General features: G+C 30.4%; 11 protein-coding genes. 5 read left to right on the plus strand and 6 right to left on the minus strand.

Going from position 1 to position 18,921, the window contains the following annotated elements; genetic code table 11:
- The first annotated feature begins 77 nt into the window (after nucleotides 1-77).
- From hemW to EI71_RS05020, 3 genes are all read left to right on the plus strand, one after another.
- Nucleotides 78-1,169, plus strand: a complete 1,092-nt coding sequence (gene hemW / locus EI71_RS05010; RefSeq protein ID WP_119016157.1) for a radical SAM family heme chaperone HemW — start codon at nucleotides 78-80, stop codon at nucleotides 1,167-1,169.
- Between the two features lie 251 nt (nucleotides 1,170-1,420).
- Nucleotides 1,421-2,350: a site-specific tyrosine recombinase XerD gene (xerD, locus tag EI71_RS05015; RefSeq protein ID WP_211321041.1), complete on the plus strand. Its 930-nt coding sequence runs from the start codon at nucleotides 1,421-1,423 to the stop codon at nucleotides 2,348-2,350.
- A gap of 5 nt (nucleotides 2,351-2,355) precedes the next feature.
- Entirely contained in the window at nucleotides 2,356-3,534 is a 1,179-nt protein-coding gene (locus EI71_RS05020; protein WP_245951355.1) for a phosphopentomutase, read from the plus strand.
- 2,310 nt (nucleotides 3,535-5,844) lie between these two features.
- Here EI71_RS05020 and EI71_RS05025 read toward each other — a convergent pair.
- The 4 genes from EI71_RS05025 to EI71_RS05040 all read right to left on the minus strand — a co-directional run bounded on the left by EI71_RS05025 (nucleotide 5,845) and on the right by EI71_RS05040 (nucleotide 11,130).
- On the minus strand, nucleotides 5,845-6,939 hold the full coding sequence (locus EI71_RS05025; protein WP_119016159.1) for a hypothetical protein: 1,095 nt from the start codon (nucleotides 6,937-6,939) through the stop codon (nucleotides 5,845-5,847).
- A gap of 169 nt (nucleotides 6,940-7,108) precedes the next feature.
- Nucleotides 7,109-8,755, minus strand: a complete 1,647-nt coding sequence (locus tag EI71_RS05030) for a nucleoside kinase (RefSeq protein WP_162849784.1) — start codon at nucleotides 8,753-8,755, stop codon at nucleotides 7,109-7,111.
- Nucleotides 8,756-9,245: 490 nt separating this feature from the next.
- Nucleotides 9,246-10,256: a hypothetical protein gene (locus tag EI71_RS05035; RefSeq protein ID WP_119016161.1), complete on the minus strand. Its 1,011-nt coding sequence runs from the start codon at nucleotides 10,254-10,256 to the stop codon at nucleotides 9,246-9,248.
- A 100-nt stretch (nucleotides 10,257-10,356) separates the two neighbouring features.
- Complete coding sequence (locus tag EI71_RS05040; protein ID WP_119016162.1) at nucleotides 10,357-11,130, minus strand: sugar phosphate isomerase/epimerase family protein; 774 nt, start codon at nucleotides 11,128-11,130, stop codon at nucleotides 10,357-10,359.
- 138 nt (nucleotides 11,131-11,268) lie between these two features.
- Here EI71_RS05040 and EI71_RS05045 point away from each other — a divergent pair, with 138 nt between their 5' ends.
- Both EI71_RS05045 and EI71_RS05050 read left to right on the plus strand, forming a co-directional pair.
- The gene (locus tag EI71_RS05045) at nucleotides 11,269-12,435 is read left to right on the plus strand and encodes a TrkA-related ion transporter (RefSeq protein WP_162849785.1); all 1,167 of its coding nucleotides are present in this window, start codon (nucleotides 11,269-11,271) and stop codon (nucleotides 12,433-12,435) included.
- Nucleotides 12,432-12,920: a cyclic nucleotide-binding domain-containing protein gene (locus EI71_RS05050; RefSeq protein ID WP_119016164.1), complete on the plus strand. Its 489-nt coding sequence runs from the start codon at nucleotides 12,432-12,434 to the stop codon at nucleotides 12,918-12,920. Before EI71_RS05045 ends, EI71_RS05050 begins: the two co-directional genes overlap by 4 nt.
- 44 nt (nucleotides 12,921-12,964) lie before the next feature.
- Here the strand turns inward: EI71_RS05050 and efp are convergent, their stop codons facing one another.
- Both efp and EI71_RS05060 read right to left on the minus strand, forming a co-directional pair.
- Nucleotides 12,965-13,522, minus strand: coding sequence for an elongation factor P (gene efp, locus EI71_RS05055; protein WP_119016165.1), 558 nt, complete (start codon nucleotides 13,520-13,522; stop codon nucleotides 12,965-12,967).
- 195 nt (nucleotides 13,523-13,717) lie between these two features.
- Complete coding sequence (locus tag EI71_RS05060; RefSeq protein ID WP_119016166.1) at nucleotides 13,718-18,517, minus strand: cytochrome C assembly family protein; 4,800 nt, start codon at nucleotides 18,515-18,517, stop codon at nucleotides 13,718-13,720.
- Nucleotides 18,518-18,921: the final 404 nt, after the last annotated feature.

The raw sequence follows: 18,921 nt of genomic DNA on the forward strand, positions 1-18,921 counted from the left end.
TGTTAACCAAAATCTATTTTATTTTTAAAAAATTTATATTATAATATAACCCTGACTTTAAGAGAGGAGAATTATATATGCGAGGATTATATATACATATGCCATTTTGTAAACAAATCTGTAGCTATTGTGATTTTCCTAAAATGGTTTCTAGTATAGAAAACTATAGAATATATTTAGATGCAATAAAAAAAGAAATCAATTCCAAAAGGAATGATTTAGAAGGTATTACATCCATATATATTGGTGGTGGTACACCAAATGTATATCCAGATAATCTATTAGAAGAATTATTAGATTATATTTATCCATATTTAAAAAATAGTAAAGAGAATACAATCGAATGTAATCCAGAGCTTATAACAGATAGTCAAGCTAAGCTATTTTATAAATATGGAATAAATAGAGTATCCTTAGGTGTACAGTCTATTTCTCCTAGTGCGTTATCTCTTTTAGGCAGGCATCATAAAATGGAGGATGTAACACAAGCAATTAACATTTTAAGAGCTAATCATATTCAAAACATATCAATGGATTTCATTTTTGGATTTCCAAATGAAGATATAGATACTCTTTTAGCTGATCTTGACTATGTTTATTCTATGAATGTACCTCATGTATCCTTTTATAGCTTAATTTTAGAGGATAAAACTATTTTTTCTTATTTATTATCTAAAGGTAAACTTAAGCTTTTAGATGATGATATTATTGCAGATATGTATGATATCATCAATAAAAGAATGAAAGAACATGGCTATAAGCATTATGAGGTTTCCAATTATGCAAAAGAAGGATTTGAATCTATTCATAATGAATTATATTGGAAGGAAGAAGAATATGTAGGAATCGGTATGGGAGCTTCTGGTTTTATTAAGCCTTATAGGTATTCCAATTATAAATCCTTAAAGAAATATTTAGAATTAGTAGAAGAAGAGAAAATAGAAATTGATTCTTCTGAAGAAAAGAAAGAATTTATGATGCTAGGACTTAGAATGTTAGATGGAATATCCCTATCCTATTACGAAATGAAGTACCATTCTTCACCAATTTTAGATTTCGATTTGTCTAAGCACATAGATAGTGGAATCTTAAAAATAGAAGATGATAGACTTTTTATACCAGAAGACAAGCTTTTTATAGCTAATATAGTATATGAAGAGTTCGTCTAAAATTATTTCAAAAGGTATCTAGTGTATAAAACTAGATAATTAAATATTGAATATTTTATGTAATTATATTATATAATATATGAAATGATATTTGATAACATTAACATTTTGAAATAAATTATTTTCAAATGCTATCTAGTTATTGATATTACATAATGTAATTATTTATTATATTTAAAGAATTTTGGAATAACGCTTTATAAAATATTTGAAACTACATTCGTAATGAAAAATACAAAGGATAAAAAAATATGAAGAAAAAAGAAGAAAAAGAAGTCATTTTCTATGAAATCTCTGACTTTGAGTACTATTTACGCAATATGCGTAAAAGTGAGAACACAATTTCTGCATATGTATCGGATTTAGAGCAGTATGCAGCGTTCTTGAATAAATATGAGCATATAAATGAAGTTGATGAGATTGAAAGAGATGACATAATTAAATATATCGATTCTCTAAAGAGAAAAAATCTATCGAAACAGTCTATCGCAAGAAAAATTATTGCGATTAAGGATTTCCATAAATATTTATCTGAAGAAAATAATATGAAAAATCCTGCAGAGATGATTGATTCTCCAAAAACAGATAAGGCACTGCCAATAGTTTTAACTATTGAAGAGGTAGAGGCTATGATTGATTCTGTTAAAGGAGATGATCCTATTTCTTTAAGAAATAAGGCAATGATTGAACTACTTTATGGATGTGGTCTTAGAATTTCAGAGCTTTTAGCTTTAAAAATCACAGATATACATCTAAAAGAGGCCTATTTAACCATTGTTGGTAAAGGAAATAAGGAAAGAATGGTTCCTGTTGGAGAAATGGCAATTATAGCTGTTAGAAGATATGTAGATAAGGGGTGGTTAGATTTAATCCCTAAAAATGGTAATTTATTATTCTATAATTATCAAAAAAAGCCTTTATCTAGACAATCGGTATTTAAATTTATTAAAAAACTTGCGGAGGAAAATGGTATAACTAAAGAAATTTCACCGCATACATTAAGACATTCCTTTGCTACACATCTATTAGAGGGTGGAACAGATTTAAGGGTAGTACAGGAATTATTGGGTCATGAGGATATCGCGACAACTCAGATTTATACACATATCGATAAATCAAAGCTAAAGAATATTTATGACCATACACACCCACTAGCAAAAGACAAACATAAGGAGGAGTAATATATATGTTTAAAAGAATTTTTGTTATTGTTGCAGATTCCTTAGGATGTGGAACTGCACCAAGAAGTGCTGAATTTGGTGATGAAGGAGCAAATACTATTGCTCATATTGCGGAGCATGAAGGAGGCATTAAATTACCTGTAATGGAGTCTATGGGGTATGGAAACATTACAGATATTAAAGGTGTTAAAAAGGTAAATAACCCTAAGGGTTATTATGGTAGAATGGATGAGGCATCTAATGGTAAGGATACTATGACAGGCCACTGGGAAATGATGGGTATTTTAACCGAAAACCCATTTAAAACATTTACAGATACAGGATTCCCTAAGGAATTAATTGATGAGCTTGAGGCTAAAACTGGTCATAAGGTTATCGGTAATTGTGCTGCTTCAGGTACTGAAATTTTAAAGGATTTAGGTCTAGAGCATATTAAAACAGGTGCAATGATTGTCTATACATCTGCAGATTCTGTACTTCAAATTGCTTGTCATGAAGAGCATTTTGGGCTAGATGAGCTATATAGATGCTGCGAAATCGCAAGAGAAATTTGTATGAAGCCTGAATGGATGGTAGGAAGAATCATCGCTCGTCCATTCCTAGGTGAGACAAAAGATACATTCAAAAGAACTACTAATCGTCATGATTATGCCCTATCCCCAACATCAAGAACTACTCTAGATGAGCTTAAGGATAAGGGATATTCTGTAGTATCTATTGGTAAGATTAAGGATATTTTTAATGGCTGTGGTATTACTGAGGCATATAAGAATCTATCTAACCATAATGGTATGGAGCATGCATTCGAGGTTGCTAAGCATGATTTTACAGGCTTAGTATTCTCTAATTTAGTTGACTTTGATGCTCTATATGGACATAGAAGAGACCCTAAGGGATACCATGATGCAATAGAAGAATTCGATTCTGATTTAAAGACTCTTATGGATCTATTAAATGATGATGACCTATTAATGGTAACTGCAGACCATGGTAATGACCCTACTTGGACAGGTACAGATCACACGAGAGAATATGTTCCAATTTTAGTTTGGAGCAAGTCTTTAAAGGGTGGATCTTTAGGCACAAGAAAGTCTTTTGCAGACATTGGAGCAACCATTGCAGAGAACTTTAATGTTAAAGCTCCAGATGTAATTGGTGAATCCTTCTTAAGTGAATTAAAGTAGAAAAATGACTCTCATTTGCAAAAATGGGAGTTTTTTCTTGCATTTTTACACAAAAATGCCTCAAAATTTGCCGAATTTTTAATTTTTATACATATATACCTTCACTTATAGGGTAAAAATGTAAAAACCCAAAAAAACGGGCTAAAAAATCTCGAAAAACGAGGTAGAAGAAACAATTTCAAATGAAAACAAGTGAAAAATGTTGAAAATTGATATTTTTTGTTTTCATAGAATGTGAAATAATCCGTAGTTAAAAACTGTTCAATGGGAAATCAATTGATGGTTGAATTAGTAAATCAAAACAGAATGAATAACAAAATCAATAAATGTTTTCGGAAAAGAAAACCCAAAATAAAGGAATGATAAGTAAAGAAACTAAAAGCTTAGATGAAGTTGAATCTAGGCTTTTCTTTTTGGAAAAAATTGACTGATGGTAGGAGATTAAAAAAGACTATTTAAAAGAGAAAATATCCAATTATTGTCAAATGAATATAGAGAAATAAATCCTGGTATGTATGATTAGAAATGAATTCTTAGAAGCTTCTTATATGTGTCGTAGCATAATGCGCGTGTACGCATATAAGAGGGAGAGTGAGAAAACATTTCGAAACGTAAATGGTTTTATAAACTAGATAAAGAGATATTTAAAACTTTTAAAATGTGCAAAATACAAGATCCCAAACCAAAAGAATAACTAACAGCGTTTTCGTTATCTTAAAACCAGATTTAAGGTTCTTTAGCTCATGCATATTAGAAAACGAGATAGAGGATTCATCAAAGAGAAGAAATTCAATCTGTAATACGCGTATGTGGGTGGGTGCATAATGCATGTGCGTGTAGCGTATGAAGGCATGAGAAATAGAAGAATTTTGGCCATCTATCTAGTGTTTAAAACTAGATAAAATTACAAGAGGTTAAGAAAGAAATGAAAACGATTGTAAAAGGCGTGCGGAAAATCAGTGTAAAATATAAGACATAATATATGCATAAATTGAAAACAATTTATGAAAACATTTTGACATATTTAAAATACAACCCTAAAAAGCAGCTGATCATCAGAATCCGGACTGAAGCCCTGATTTGCCCTAAAAAGAGAAATAAACTACATCATTTTTAAAATATGACCATGTTTTATGTAGGTTTTCCAATAATAGAGAAATTATACAGCATCCATCGTTTAAGTACCTGGCCTCCTACGAGAAAAATTCATGGATAATTGGTAAGTCTCTAAAAGGTCATTAGCTGAAAACGCTTAATCATATTTTTTCAGGCCTTGTGGATAGGTGAAGAGAAAACACGGCAAATCCACAAAAACACAAAATACTAAAATATCGCTTACCTACAATATATTTTATTGGTTAACATAATACATATTATGATAACTTAATCAGAAATAGAAAATGCACAAAAAGAGGGGCGAAAAAGTAGTAATTAACCCCTTTGACTATGTTTATTTACAATAATTTAGGTTATTCTTCTCCTTAAACTAATTCAGTTGGATATATTTGACTATGAATAAGCAAAAACGGGTATTTTTACGAGAAGGTGAAAATCTCTTTTTAGGACAATTCTCCGGCTCATCGACTCTTTTATCATACCCTTATGGATCACACTCGATTCGCCAGAACAAATCTATTCTAGCTATCTATAATGAATATGTTTCTTATCTTCTGCTTCTTCTTCTACTTCTGCATGTATGGGGGTCATTTTTTACCTGTTTGACTATGTTTTTAGGGTCTAAATGGTGTGATTTCATAAGTTTTGGGGTAAAAAGCATCCTTTTATATAGGAAAATATGCGCCTTTTTCTTTTTACATATATAGGATTATTAATATCTGAAAGCTTTCATAAATTTTCATAAAATAATCAGCATTATTTGTGCACATTTAATAATACGCATAAATAATGTCAAATATTGGTGTTTTTAAGCTTTCGCTTTATTTCCTTCAAATTCACTTTAAAAAACTTCATCTTTTCTATTACAAATCGAGAGATTCAAAAACGTATAATTGCCCATCTCGATTGCTGATAGAAAAATGGCCTTTCCCATCTGATTTTTATAATTCCATCATTTTTACAGTTTCAGATCTTTAATTACCACCTCTTTTAATCATCGTTTGTATTCTAAAACTATAATTGACATTATTTATGTCTATTTTAAAAATTTTTAAAATTTCTTTTTTATCTAATATAAAACAACTTTATATCTAGTAATCTAAACTAGATACACGACGAAATTTTTCTAACAATGTTATCACAATACATATATGATGCCTCTCTTAAGAACTATAGGCATAAAAAATGGATGGACTATTTCTGTCCATCCATTTGCATTTCTTGCATATCGAATAGGGTTAATTGTTGTGATGTTCCCTTAGTGATTAGCTCATCTTCTACTAGCTTCATCCAGCTTGCAGATCTACCAGTTCCGTTTGGTCTAATCTTGTTTTCACTCTTTAATCTTGTTAAAGCTCGATTGATTGTTGACTCAGATAATGTAGGGCATAAAGCTTTAATTTGCTCTTTTGTAAATATACGATCCATTTTCATAATCGTTGCTTCTACAGTATCAATCTTGTTAAGATTTCGGTCAAATTCTTGGTTTTGAACGTCGCCTTCGATTTTCGCATAACCCTCTAGCATTAATTGAATGATTAGGTTATTTAGCATCGATGTATTCGCAAATCCAGTCTCCCAACCATAGGTTGCTGCGGATGTTGCAGCCTTAAATGCATCTAGCTTTTCATAATATTTTTCGAAGAAGCTTATATGCTTAAATACATAAAATCTAGCTTTGAAAAGTAAGCAATATAGAGTTAGCAATGAAATATATTCATTGTATCTATTGAAGTATTCACTCTTTAGCATATCGACATATAGGTCAGTTGCGATTTGCGTTGCTTCTACATGTAAATCCTCTTCTGCATGGATATATAGATTTAATTCTTCATCCATTTTGTCTCTTCTAGATTTTTTAACCTGTACGGTAAGTAGGTTTTCTGCTTGTTCTACAGTATCTATTTTATAGCCTACTTTAATTACGGATTTGAAAGTGGCTTCTGCTAATTTTAAGATTTCATTACTTGATATATCAAAATCTGCACCCTTACTTTGGATGATTTTGAATACTTCTTTTAGGTTTAGCATTACAATCTCATCTTTATTTCTAGGCTCTGCATCCTTATGTGCGATATATTTCATTCTCGCCTCTGAAATCTCAAGATTTAAAATCTTGGCAGCATAAATTGTATCTTTCGCAATTGTACGACGGATGATTCCTTGCATGTGCTGCTTAAATACATCCTCGTAGTGGAAATCCTTACCTCTATAGGTGTATAGCTTAGATAAATTGTAAACTAATTCCTTTGTGTAGGTAATTCTTTCTATGTTTTTTAAACAATTCATTTTCTCACTTCCATTCGAACACTAACATTATAACAAAAGGGGTGTTTTTTTTCAATTTTAAATCGTTAAAATTTGACTAAAAATTTGGGTTTTAATTGTGATATCTATTCTTGTGTAAAATGGGGTTAAAAATTAAAAAAAACGGGTTTTTAGCCCGTTTTAGTTAGTATTACTTTGTATCTTCAGTGTAGAAAATGGAATTTCCGATGAATTCTCTAATTAATGAGTTGCATGGAATCCATTTATCTGTGATAACTTCAAAGTATTTTAAGAACTTTAGAAGTCTATTTGCAGTGATGAAATTAGGGGAATCGGAAGGAACTTCCTCTAAAAGAGGAACTGCATAAGTTTTTAATACACAAAGCTCATAGGAAAGTTCAGAATTAAATACAAAGTCTGCGTTGTTTTGATATGGATAAATCCACTTGAATTCTCCGTTTCTTACGGATGCCCATGTAGCTAATGTCTTTTCACAGCCTGTGCCTCTAAACTGATGGTCTCTTACCATACGACGGATAAGACGAATATCAGAAATAGAAATTGGGTTATGATCATCAATCTTATACTGTCCTAATGGAGCAATATAGATTTTGAATTTTTGATCATCTGGAATAGATGGTGCAATTCTATCATTTAAGCCATGGATACCTTCGATTAGAATTGGTTGATGGTGACCAATTTTAATTGGTTCACTAAATATTCTTGTACGAGTTTTGAAATCATAGGTTGGAAGTGCAACTTCTTCACCTTGGATTAATCTAAAGATTACATCATCGAATAATTCTAAATCTAGGGCTTCAATATGCTCTAAATCTGGATTTCCGTATTCATCTTTTGGAGCCATTTCAATTGGATTATAGAAATTGTCCATAGAAATCATTAATGGCTCAATACCTCTACTCTTAAGCTCAATTCTTACTCTATTCGTGAATGTTGTTTTTCCTGAGGAGGATGGACCAGCAACACAAATTAGACGAATCTGGTCAATATTTTCTTGAATCTTATGACCAAGCTGAGATAGCTGACGGTTATGTCTTGCTTCGCAAACATTAATAAATTCTAGTGCTTTACCAGATTCAACAATCTCATTCATCTGTGCGATGGATTCACTTTTTGCTGTATTTGCCCAAATATTTGCTTCCTTTAAGGCACTTCTAAATACCTGCTCATCCTTGAATTCAGGGATTTGACCCTTACATTCACTACGTGGATACTGCATAATGAAGCCTGGAGCGTATAATTTTAGACGATATTGAGTTAAATATCCTGTAGATGGAAGCATATAGCCAAACATATAGTTCTTATAGCCATTGCATTCATATACATGTACAGTTTTTTCCTTTCTATACTTTAAAATTTTAACCTTATCCATTGCTCCAATGGATTTATAGTACTCCTCAGCCTCAGGAATAGATAAAGAATGTCTACTAATTGGGTAATCTTCTTTGATGATTCTTTCGATTTCTTCTTTGATTTCCTTAAAATTCTTGTCCAAGAAGGCATGACCTAAACCAGATACTGTTGCGAAAATAGATCTAGATACACTGTAGTTAAAGTGAATTCTTGCCTTTGGATATATGTTTTTAACTGCCATTGCAGTTACATACCTTAGAGTTGCCTGATAAATTCTAGTTACACTTGAATTTGTAAGATCTAGTAATTCAATATCACAATCTGAAGGTAGGATGTAGTTTAACTCCCTTAAGCGGTTGTTGACTCTTGCAGCCATGTATTTATGGTCTTTATTGTCAAATAATTCGCAAATTCTGCAAGGTTCGGAGATTTCTTTAATCTCTCCATTAAGTTTAATTTTCATATTCTTGTCCCCATTTCTTTTGTGATTTAAGGCCGTTTTTATATATCATAGATATATAAGTGTCATTTAAATACTCATATTTTTGCATAGCGCTAAAACAATTTCAAATCATATCTAATATTTAAAATGATATTTCAAAACAACTAAAACAAATAAAATGGTTTTTAAAACTAGATACGTTTTGAAATTTATTTTTTTAAGGGTTTTTCCCTCTCATACGCTATGTAGGTAAATCATTATAGCATAGTTTAAAAATAAATGAAACCGTTTTTATAAAAAAATATTACAAAATGTAAAATTTTTTAAAAACTAGATAATATATTTATAATAAATTTAAAAAAGATTAAAAACAAATACTAAATATAGTAATAAAAACTAGATTGGCTTCCGAAATCTTTTTTTGACATACTGATGAAATATAAAAAATACTCTTTATACTACAGTATATACATGAGAAAAGAAAAAACGATGCGTTTTTGCATCGTTTTGCTTACATGTTTTCGTCTTCTGAATCTGTAGAAGCTAAAATATCATCCTCTGGAATATCCTCAGGTCCAACTAATGTACCATCATTTTCATCATCCATTGGCTTTTCTTGGTCTTCTATGCTGATAGCCTCAAATTCTTCATCCTCGTCCTCATCGCTTGCGCCTTGAACGAATTGACCTTTATTTGCTTCAGCATTAGGATCATAATCCTTAATCTCATTACCATATTCATCGACATAGATAACTTCTTCCTCTTCAGCCTTTTTCTGTTCTTCTCTTAATTCCATTACAAGCTCATCTGGATCGATGAATGCTGCTAAATCGGAATCTAGATCGATATCAGAAGAAATAACTGGAGTTTGAACCTGTACAGTTTGCTGCTGCTGGTTTTGAGTTTCTAATAGCTGCATTGCTGCTTCTAAGGATTCTGCATTCTGATCGGATTCGTATGTCTTAATACGATTACCTAATCTTAAATAAGCTAAATTAACCTTTCTCCAGGTATAGAATCTTCCCTTAGGGAAGAATCCGAAGGAAATGTATTTTTTTCCTCTTTCTCTTCCTACAACCTTTGCAACTACGTCTTCCTTATGGATAATATGATATTCATGCTCTCCATCACCTGCAACATAAATATCATCACCTTTAAATTTAATAATTCTTCTTAAAAAATAATCATCACCAATTTTATAGAAAACAAAATCCTTTCTTAATAAACGATTTGGCTTTCTTAATTGAGCGATATCACCTTTTTTAAGAATTGGACGATTGGTAGGGTCCATACCAATAGGTAAGGAGCCAATTAGACCGGCATCTACTCTTTCTAAAATCACTTCGAGCTGTTCTTTGGAATACTTTCCTCTTTCCTCATCGGATTTTCCTTTTTCTTTAACCTCTTCCGCTTTGGCTTCTGTTTCAGTCTCTTCTTCCTCAGCTTGTTGGTTTAAGTCAATACCTTCTAAGAGTTCGTCTAATAAATCTTCAGTTTCAGATGCTTGTTGAAATTTTTTCATGGCAACACCCCACTATAGATACTCATATATAATATTATAAATAAAAAGAACTATAAATTCAAGATAAAAGGGGTTAGAAAAAAGGAGTTATAAACTCCTTTTAATTAAATGTATCTAAATTATTCTTTAAAATGTACTCAATAGAATTTTTAACCTTATTGATATCTGATATTTCAATTAATATAGTAGGATTATTTTTTAATTCCTTAATTAATGGATATATCTCTTTATAATTTATATTTCCTTTTCCTAATTCCATATGAGAATCTATAATGCCATCATTATCATTAATATGAATATGTTTAATATAAGGTCTAAGCACATTAAACCATTCCTTAATATCTACTTTGGATATATTTGCGTGAGCAATATCTAAGCATACGCCAATTCTTTCATGGTTGATTTCTTTTACTAAATCTCTTAATAAATATGGATCTAAATCAAACATATTTTCTATATATATTTCTAAATCCTTAAATTCATTAATTAGCTTTAAATAAGCTTCCTTATTATATTTAAGCCAACGATTTTTATAATTTTCATCCTTCATCCAAGTAATATAATTGGTATGGAATACTACTCCCTTACATTTAAGCATAGATGCTACTCTTAGGGAGGATTTCACTCTTTCTAAAGAAATATCTCTTATTTTTTTATCCATAGAGTCTAAAACTATATCAAAAAATACTCCATGCAGTGTATCATTTTTTCTATTTAGGGATTGATATTCTAAAATAGTTTTTACTGCCTTATCCTCATTATCTAAAAAATCTGGCATAAAGAATTCATTATATTCAAAGCCTAAATTATATTTTTTAGATAGGGATAAATATTCATCTAATTGATCTAAATTTGGTATTATATGATATTTCATAAATTAACTCCTATGAATCTCTTTGTATGTTATTATAACACAATTTATATAAATTATATAGGTGTTATTTTTATCTATTCTTTTGTGAAAAAAATGATATAATGTTATTATAGTTTAAAATGTATTTAGGAGTAAAATATGAAATCGAAAAGTGATAAGCTTAAAAGCTTTATTGAAAAATTTCATATCAAGGCATTAGTCATAATCTTACTTACCTATTTAGCAATAGTTACAATTTTGTATTTTATACTTAGGCTTAATGATGTAAGAGATTCTGATGGAGCATTATTTAGCTATTTAGATGTATTAGTCTTCAATATATTAACTATTGCAGGTAATGACTACTTCTTCGATCATAATAACGCAACTAGACTTATAGGTATTATATTCCTATTATTCAGTATGATTGTATTATCGATGTTTACAGGTTATATATCGAGTGCGTTTGTTGAAAGAAGATTAAAGCAGGAAAGGGTGTTGAAGAAAATGCAAAATATGAAAAATCATATTATCATTTTAGGATATAAAAATGATTTAAAATCCTTAATTCAGGATATATTAAGAAAGAATGCTTCTTTAAGTATTGAAAATATTGTTTTAATAAATAACTTAGAACAAGAAAAAATAGATTTATTAAAAGAAGATAAAGCCTTAAAGGGGTTAAATGTATTTAAAGGAGATTATACAATAGAACAAACTCTATTAAATGCGAATATTAAATATGCTTCTAAGGTATTAATTATTGGTGAAAATATAGAGAATTTAGATGATGAATTAATTGATTCAAGAGTATTTGTTACAGCACTTATGGTTAGAAATTTAAATTCAAAATGTCATATCTGCTGCGAAGTTAAAACAGAAAGATATAAGAATTATCTTTTACAGCAAAATTGTGCTGAGGTAATTTATACTGAAGAATATACAAGATATATCTTGTCTACTTCTACAAATTATAGTGGTATGTCAAAGGTAATGTCATCCTTCTTAGATAATGGTGATGGTACATCTGTACAGATATTAACCATTGCTGAGGAATGGGTTGGAAAGAAATATGGTGAGCTTTTTGATTATTATAAGAAGGAAAAGAAATATCTACTTATTGGTGTATTAGAGAATATGGGTGTAGAAAGAGAATTAAAGCACCAAATTTTGTCTGATGCACAAAAATCGACCAATTATGGGGAAATCATTCAAAAGCTTAAAGATGTCAAAAATTTAGAGACAAATTGTCCTAGATTAAATCCATCGGATGATTTTATTTTAACTAAAAATATGGGTGCAATTGTATTAGGAGAAGAAAAATGATGAATGATAAAATAGAAAAAATTAAAAGTTTTCCTCTTCTTTCTTCCATGAATGAAAATGAGCTTAATGCCCTTGCAGGCTATATGGTAGAGCATAATCATGATAAGGATAGTATTATCATTAAGGAAGGAGATTTAGATACAACAATGTATCTATTGATTGAAGGTACTGTAGATGTAATCAAAACTACCATTTATAATGATCCTTTTGTATGTGCTACATTAAGTGATTTTATGCATGTAATACTTGGTGAAATGGCTTTAATTGATAAGGATAAAAGATCCGCAACAGTAAAAGCAAAAACACCATGTAAGACATATTCTATGGATAGTGAATCATTTAATAAATTCTGTGATGAATATCCTTCTGGTGGAGTTAAGCTATTAAAGCTTATGAATAAGAATATTATTAGAAATCTAAGAATTGAAAATGAAAATTTAAAGCTTATTTATCAGGCCTTAATTGAAGAAATTGAATACAATTAAAAAAACGACATCGCTGTCGTTTTTTCTTTTGGTTTATTTATCTATTACTTTGCACGAGATACATATTCACCGTTTAATGTAGAAACGATAATTTCTTCACCATTTTCGATGAACATAGGAACCTTTACTAAGAAGCCGCTCTCTAAGAATGCATCCTTTAAAGAGTTAGTCTTTGTATTTCCAGCAACTGCAGGCTCTGTAGTTACTACTACGCTAACCTTATCAGGTAAAACGATATTTAAGATTTCAGTACCATAGAACTGTACCATAACCTCCATACCTTCCTTTAAGAAGTTCTTTTCCCATTCAAGTCTTTCTGCTGGAATTTCAATTTGTTCATAAGTTTCTTGATCCATGAATACGTATGCAGCACCATCTGCATAAATATACTGCATTGACTTCTTGTCAATGAAAGCTCTCTTGAATGCAGAATCAGAACCCTTTAATGCTGTTTCAGTAACTGCACCTGTTCTTAAATCCTTCATCTTAACACGTACGTAAGCAACCTTGTTCTGTAATACATGCATGAATTCAATAATCTGCATAAGCTTGCCATCGTATTCAATTACAACACCATTCTTTAAATCATTAACTTTAATCATGTTCTTATCTCCTATAATTTTTTATTACCCATGCTATTTTATCAAAAAAAGCTATGAAAATATAGGGGTAAATTAAATTTTTTTACTATTTTTATTAATTTCTTTATGAAATATTCATAAATAGAGGGAAAAACCCCTAAAATTTAAAATTTTATCTAATAAGAAAAACCACTCTTTTGGGAGTGGTTTTTGTCATTAGAATGTAGCAAAATAGTTTTCCATTTGTTCTGGAGTTAATAATGGATAAGCTGGATTTTCAACTAATGTTTGAATATTGATTCCATTAACTATTGTTGGAGCACTATATGTACCTGCTGCAGTTGTTCTTGCAGTGTAATCTAATACAGAAGGAGCCTCTAAGATAGCCTCAGATAGTCTAGCTGAAATCAAATTCGAAGAATAGATATCTTGTCTTGTTTGAGGTGTAAAGGATGCAACTGTAGTTACACTTAATTCAACATTCGATAATGAGCCTGAAGAATTTAATGCCTTAATTGCTTTAAATGTATTTACTGTTTCATCTGCAGTCAATATTGCAATATTCTTTGAACCATCATATTTACTTTCAATTGTAACATATTGAGAATCCTTCTTTAAAACAGGGTCCTTAGTAATACTACTAATTTGAATTTTGATATTCTTTACAATGGATGCTCTAAATATTGTACTCTTACGAATTGGCTCCATTAATTGATCATCTTCTGGATCTGGAATTGTAACAGTATCAATTGTTGAAGATAGCTTAAATGTAGGATCTAAGGATTCAATAGATGATAATAAGAAATATGCACTATTGGCTTTGATTCTTGAATATGTATCCTCATAATCGATAGCTGGAATTTCTAAATGGTCATAAGTTAATACTTGCTCAGAGAAATTTTGTAGTAATATCTTTGATATTATAGTTGGATTACCATCACTATCAAGGATGAAATTATCATATTCATCTGTAGCATACATGCACTTCTTTAAAGTATTAATACTAATGTCATTACCATCAAATGTGAAGTTTGTTAAATCAAGATTTAATTTGGATGGTGATAGACATGAAATAATACTTTCTGCTTCTAATTCAGTAACATATAGCTGTCCTGATTCATATGCATCAGCAGGTATATTAGATGCATCTTCGATACCTTCTGTTAGGATTAATCCACAAATCTTATGCTCATATTGATGATGTAAATTCGTATAGGATTGTGGTGTACCATTAATTTCATATGGATCTAATAGCTTTAAGACTGTATCTGTTGACATAGCACTATTTAATACACTTGTATTCTTTAAATCTAAATCGAATAGATTAACTAAATCGACTAAAGATTCAAGCTCATCCTCTAGATAGATATTATTTATCTTTAAGGAGGACTTCTTTTCTAAGGATAAGAAATCCATATCATCAATTCTTGATGAAATTGTTGCTTGCATGATTTCAGATTTATATGCAACCTGAAGTCTTGTTTCACCTTCATATTCTTGATTTAAATTCTTATATGAATCGTAGATGTAATCCGATAGATTTGGATCTGTAATAGTTACTCTATTACCATCAGTATCTACTACATTGTCAATCAATGCTCCAATACCCTTCATTAGTCTTTGCTGCTCGCTATACCAAATATTAGATTCTGTATAGGTATTTAAATCACTTGGTGTACCTGCATCCTTATAGCTTGTAGGTATAATGATGACTCCATCAATAGAATCCTTAATAGAATCTACATTCACCATCATATTGGTAATTGTTGCAGATAAAATTAGATTACTACAAATAGTATTATCATCTACAATGGAGTTTACTAATTTACCTGTATCGATATTGGACATATCCTTTGGTAAAATATTACAAGCTTTCAATAAGAAATCAATTAGGTATTCCTTCTTAATTGCTTCACTAATTCTAACCTCATTTGGTAATGATAAGATTGTCTTTTGTGGAATAATTAAATCAGAATCACCCAAGAAGCCAGTTTTATTTTGATCTAAATAATTAGATATAGAGTAATATAGAATCTTTGATTCAAATAATTCATTGAAATCATCTTCTGTTAAATCCTTTAACATATCTACAATGGCATTCATTTGATCGGAAGAATTTGCATATTCCTTAGTTAATTTAGATATATCAAAATGCTCTAATCTAAATAGACTTATAATATGCTTAATTTCAGATTCATTGCCATCCTTTGAAATGAAGCCAGATTCATCTAATAATTCCTTTGGTAATATTACAAAATCACCTGTAATATTATCTTTTAAGAATTTAGACATTGTACCTTCAATAATCTTAGAATCTAAGCTATTTAAGGCTTCTTCACAAAGGATTTTCTTTAATAATACAGATACTTCAGCATTCTCATCAATATCCTTTAATATACCAATTAAATCGGATGCTTTTTCAAAGAATAGATATAATTCATCTTTTGTAATAATTCTTGTAGTTGTACCATCCTTAACTACTCTTATGGAATCATCGACATAGATAGAGAATGTAGTATTTGATTCTGTAGAAATAATGAATTCACTAAATATGGATGTGAATAATGTAGAATTTAATACATTGTCAATGACAGATGAATTCTTAGAATCCTTCTTTAATAGGGAATCACATAGGCGATCTACTAAATCTAGGATTTCATTTCTACTTCCATTAAAGCCATTTTGTAAATCACTAATTAGTGTTAAATTTTCTTGGTTGTCACCGAAGGATTCTAGTGCACATAATAAGTAATAGAATTCACCATATTCCTTAACTGTACCATCAGTATTCATAACATTAGAGAAATTGATTTCTGGTAAGGATAGGTCAGGAAGCATAGTCTTAAGTCCATTTTCAATGAACTTTGTTCCATATTCACTACCAAGTACATCACCTAGTAAGAAGGAATTTCCAACGTTCTCTTTTACATTTTCATATAGCTGGATATCCTCATTATAGGTTACTCTTTCTTTATTAAAGATATTGAAAATATTATCTAATACACTTGCATCTTTCGTATATGCATGGTCATATAATACGATAATATCTTCTAAGGAGTTAACTAAGCCTTTGATTTCATTTACCCAGTTTACATTTTTATATTTTTCCATTTCGTATGGATTTTCAACTGGAGTAACAGAGCTTCTTAAGGCGGTTAATTGATTCTCTGCAGCTTGTTTAAAATATGTATTTTGTACAAACTGATATAATCTTGCAAGTACCATAGATACATTACTTGAATGTTCATCTTGGAAGAATGTGAAATCGGTAATGTATGGCATTACATTAACCATTGTATCAAGTACAAGCTTTACAGAATCTTCTTTATTTAAGGTTTGAGATTTTAAGAAACCAAATAGCATATTTACTGCTGCTTTGGCATTATCTTTAGATATTACTAAATCTGGAGATATATAATAAGAAGCTAGCTTATTTTCTAGATTTGCTTCTTTTACATATTTCTCATAAGGAATCTCATCAGCTAGATAGCCCTTTTGGAATAATACCTTAATTAAAGATAGGTTTTCTTTTCCTAAGGATTCTTCAAGTCCAAGCTTATCGATATGAGTTACAAAGGATGAAATTAAGGAATAAGATAAATTTAAGAAATATGTAGATTCATTAAAGTTATCGATTAGGGCTGTAAAATCAGTTTGGAAGCCAGGCTTTTGCATAACCTCAATGATGGTATCCATAATATTAGTATTCCCGTCATTAGCATGTAATACAGCATATCGGATTTCATCAGGACCATAAGTTAATAATAAATTTAATGTGTCTCTTGCAAATTTAGTATATGTAGAGATTTCCTTTCTTAAATATACATTCTCATTTAAGCCTTGGGCTTCATCATATAGTCCACCCTGGTATACTAAGTCTGCCGCAAATAAATAAAGTGGAGTATTATCGCTACCCTTAAATGCGTTTAATACCTTAAATATACCTGTTGAACCATAGGTTTCGATATTAGAATATGCACCATAGGCTAAATCATATGTTGGGTCTCCAAATGACATTTCAACTGGAGTTACATCATCTCCTGGTCCACCAGCTAAAATATAGAAGAATCCACCTACAAAGGATAAGAAAATAATTCCAGAAATTAAATTCCTAACTCCACCAATTAAAGCACCCCAAAGTCTTCTCTTTTTATATTCAAAAGGCTTATGAGGTTCTTTCTTTTCTTCTTTTTCTTCAACCTCTTCTTTAACTTCCTCTTCTACTTGAGTCTCTTCGATTTTTTCTTCATGTTCTATTTCTTCTTCAAGCTTATCGCCATCGATAGCCTCACTATTTTCATCTAAAGGAAGATCAGCGCTATTTTCTTCATCATCTATAATAGCCATTAAGGATTCATCCGCTTCAGTTTCATGAAGCTCAAGCTCAGGCTCGGCTTCTTTAATAGCCTCTGCTTTAGCGGCTTCTTCAACCTTCTTTTTCTTCTTAGCTTCCTTCTTCGCTTTTCTTTCATCATGAAGCTCTTTATTCTTGATATCTTGGTAATAAGTCTTTTCGAGATTTCTTTCATATCTTCTTTGAGGATAGAAAATTAAATATACGAGATAAAGGATAAAGATTGCAAGAATATAAATAATACCTAGGGCAAGTGCTACAACGATTCTTACTGCCATTTCGGCTAATGTAGCTAAATAAGCACCATTATCAGCAATAATAAGTGCTAGGCCTTCATTTTCAGGCATAAGCTTAGGAATAAGCTCAATGAAGCATTCCTTGAAGGATTGACAGGATTTTGATACTCCCATCATGCTTTGAATTTGCCCCTCACCTATAATAGAGGAAACTAAATTAAATAATCCGGTATCCGTAGATGATGCTCCTGCAATAGAAAAATATACGATTAATAAAATTACGAATACAATACCTGCTTGAATAGCAAGAATTGCACTTTTACGCATTCCACGCCATGCACCAAATAGTATGGCAATACCCAAGCAACCTAAAAAGATTAGGGTTGGTAACCAATGGATTAGAAATGATATTAGCTCTTGACTCATAATCTTATCCTCCTTTTTATTTTTTTAAACACTCTGTTATTTACCTAATTTTAGCATAATTTATTTATTTATAAAATAAATTTGCTATAAAATTCTCTCAAATTGATAGTTTTTTCGATACATAAAGCTCCCGAGTTTGCCTCCAATATCTATCTATAATATAAATTTTCGACAGTGATTTATATATTTATATATAAGTTACTGTTTTTTTATTGACTAATCACTCAAAATGTGTTATTATTTATGTAGTACATAAGTACAGTGTTAAGGGGTGATATTGTGCATCTTGAAATTATGGATAATAACAATACTAAATATATTAGAGTAGCAAGGTCTTATCGTGAATTTTCTAAAGAGGAGAACAAATATAAGGTAAGAAAGAAAACTATTAACATAGGTCCTCT

This window comes from Anaeroplasma bactoclasticum (genome assembly GCF_003550015.1).
GTDB classification, from domain to species: Bacteria; Bacillota_I; Bacilli_A; order Acholeplasmatales; family Anaeroplasmataceae; genus Anaeroplasma; species Anaeroplasma bactoclasticum.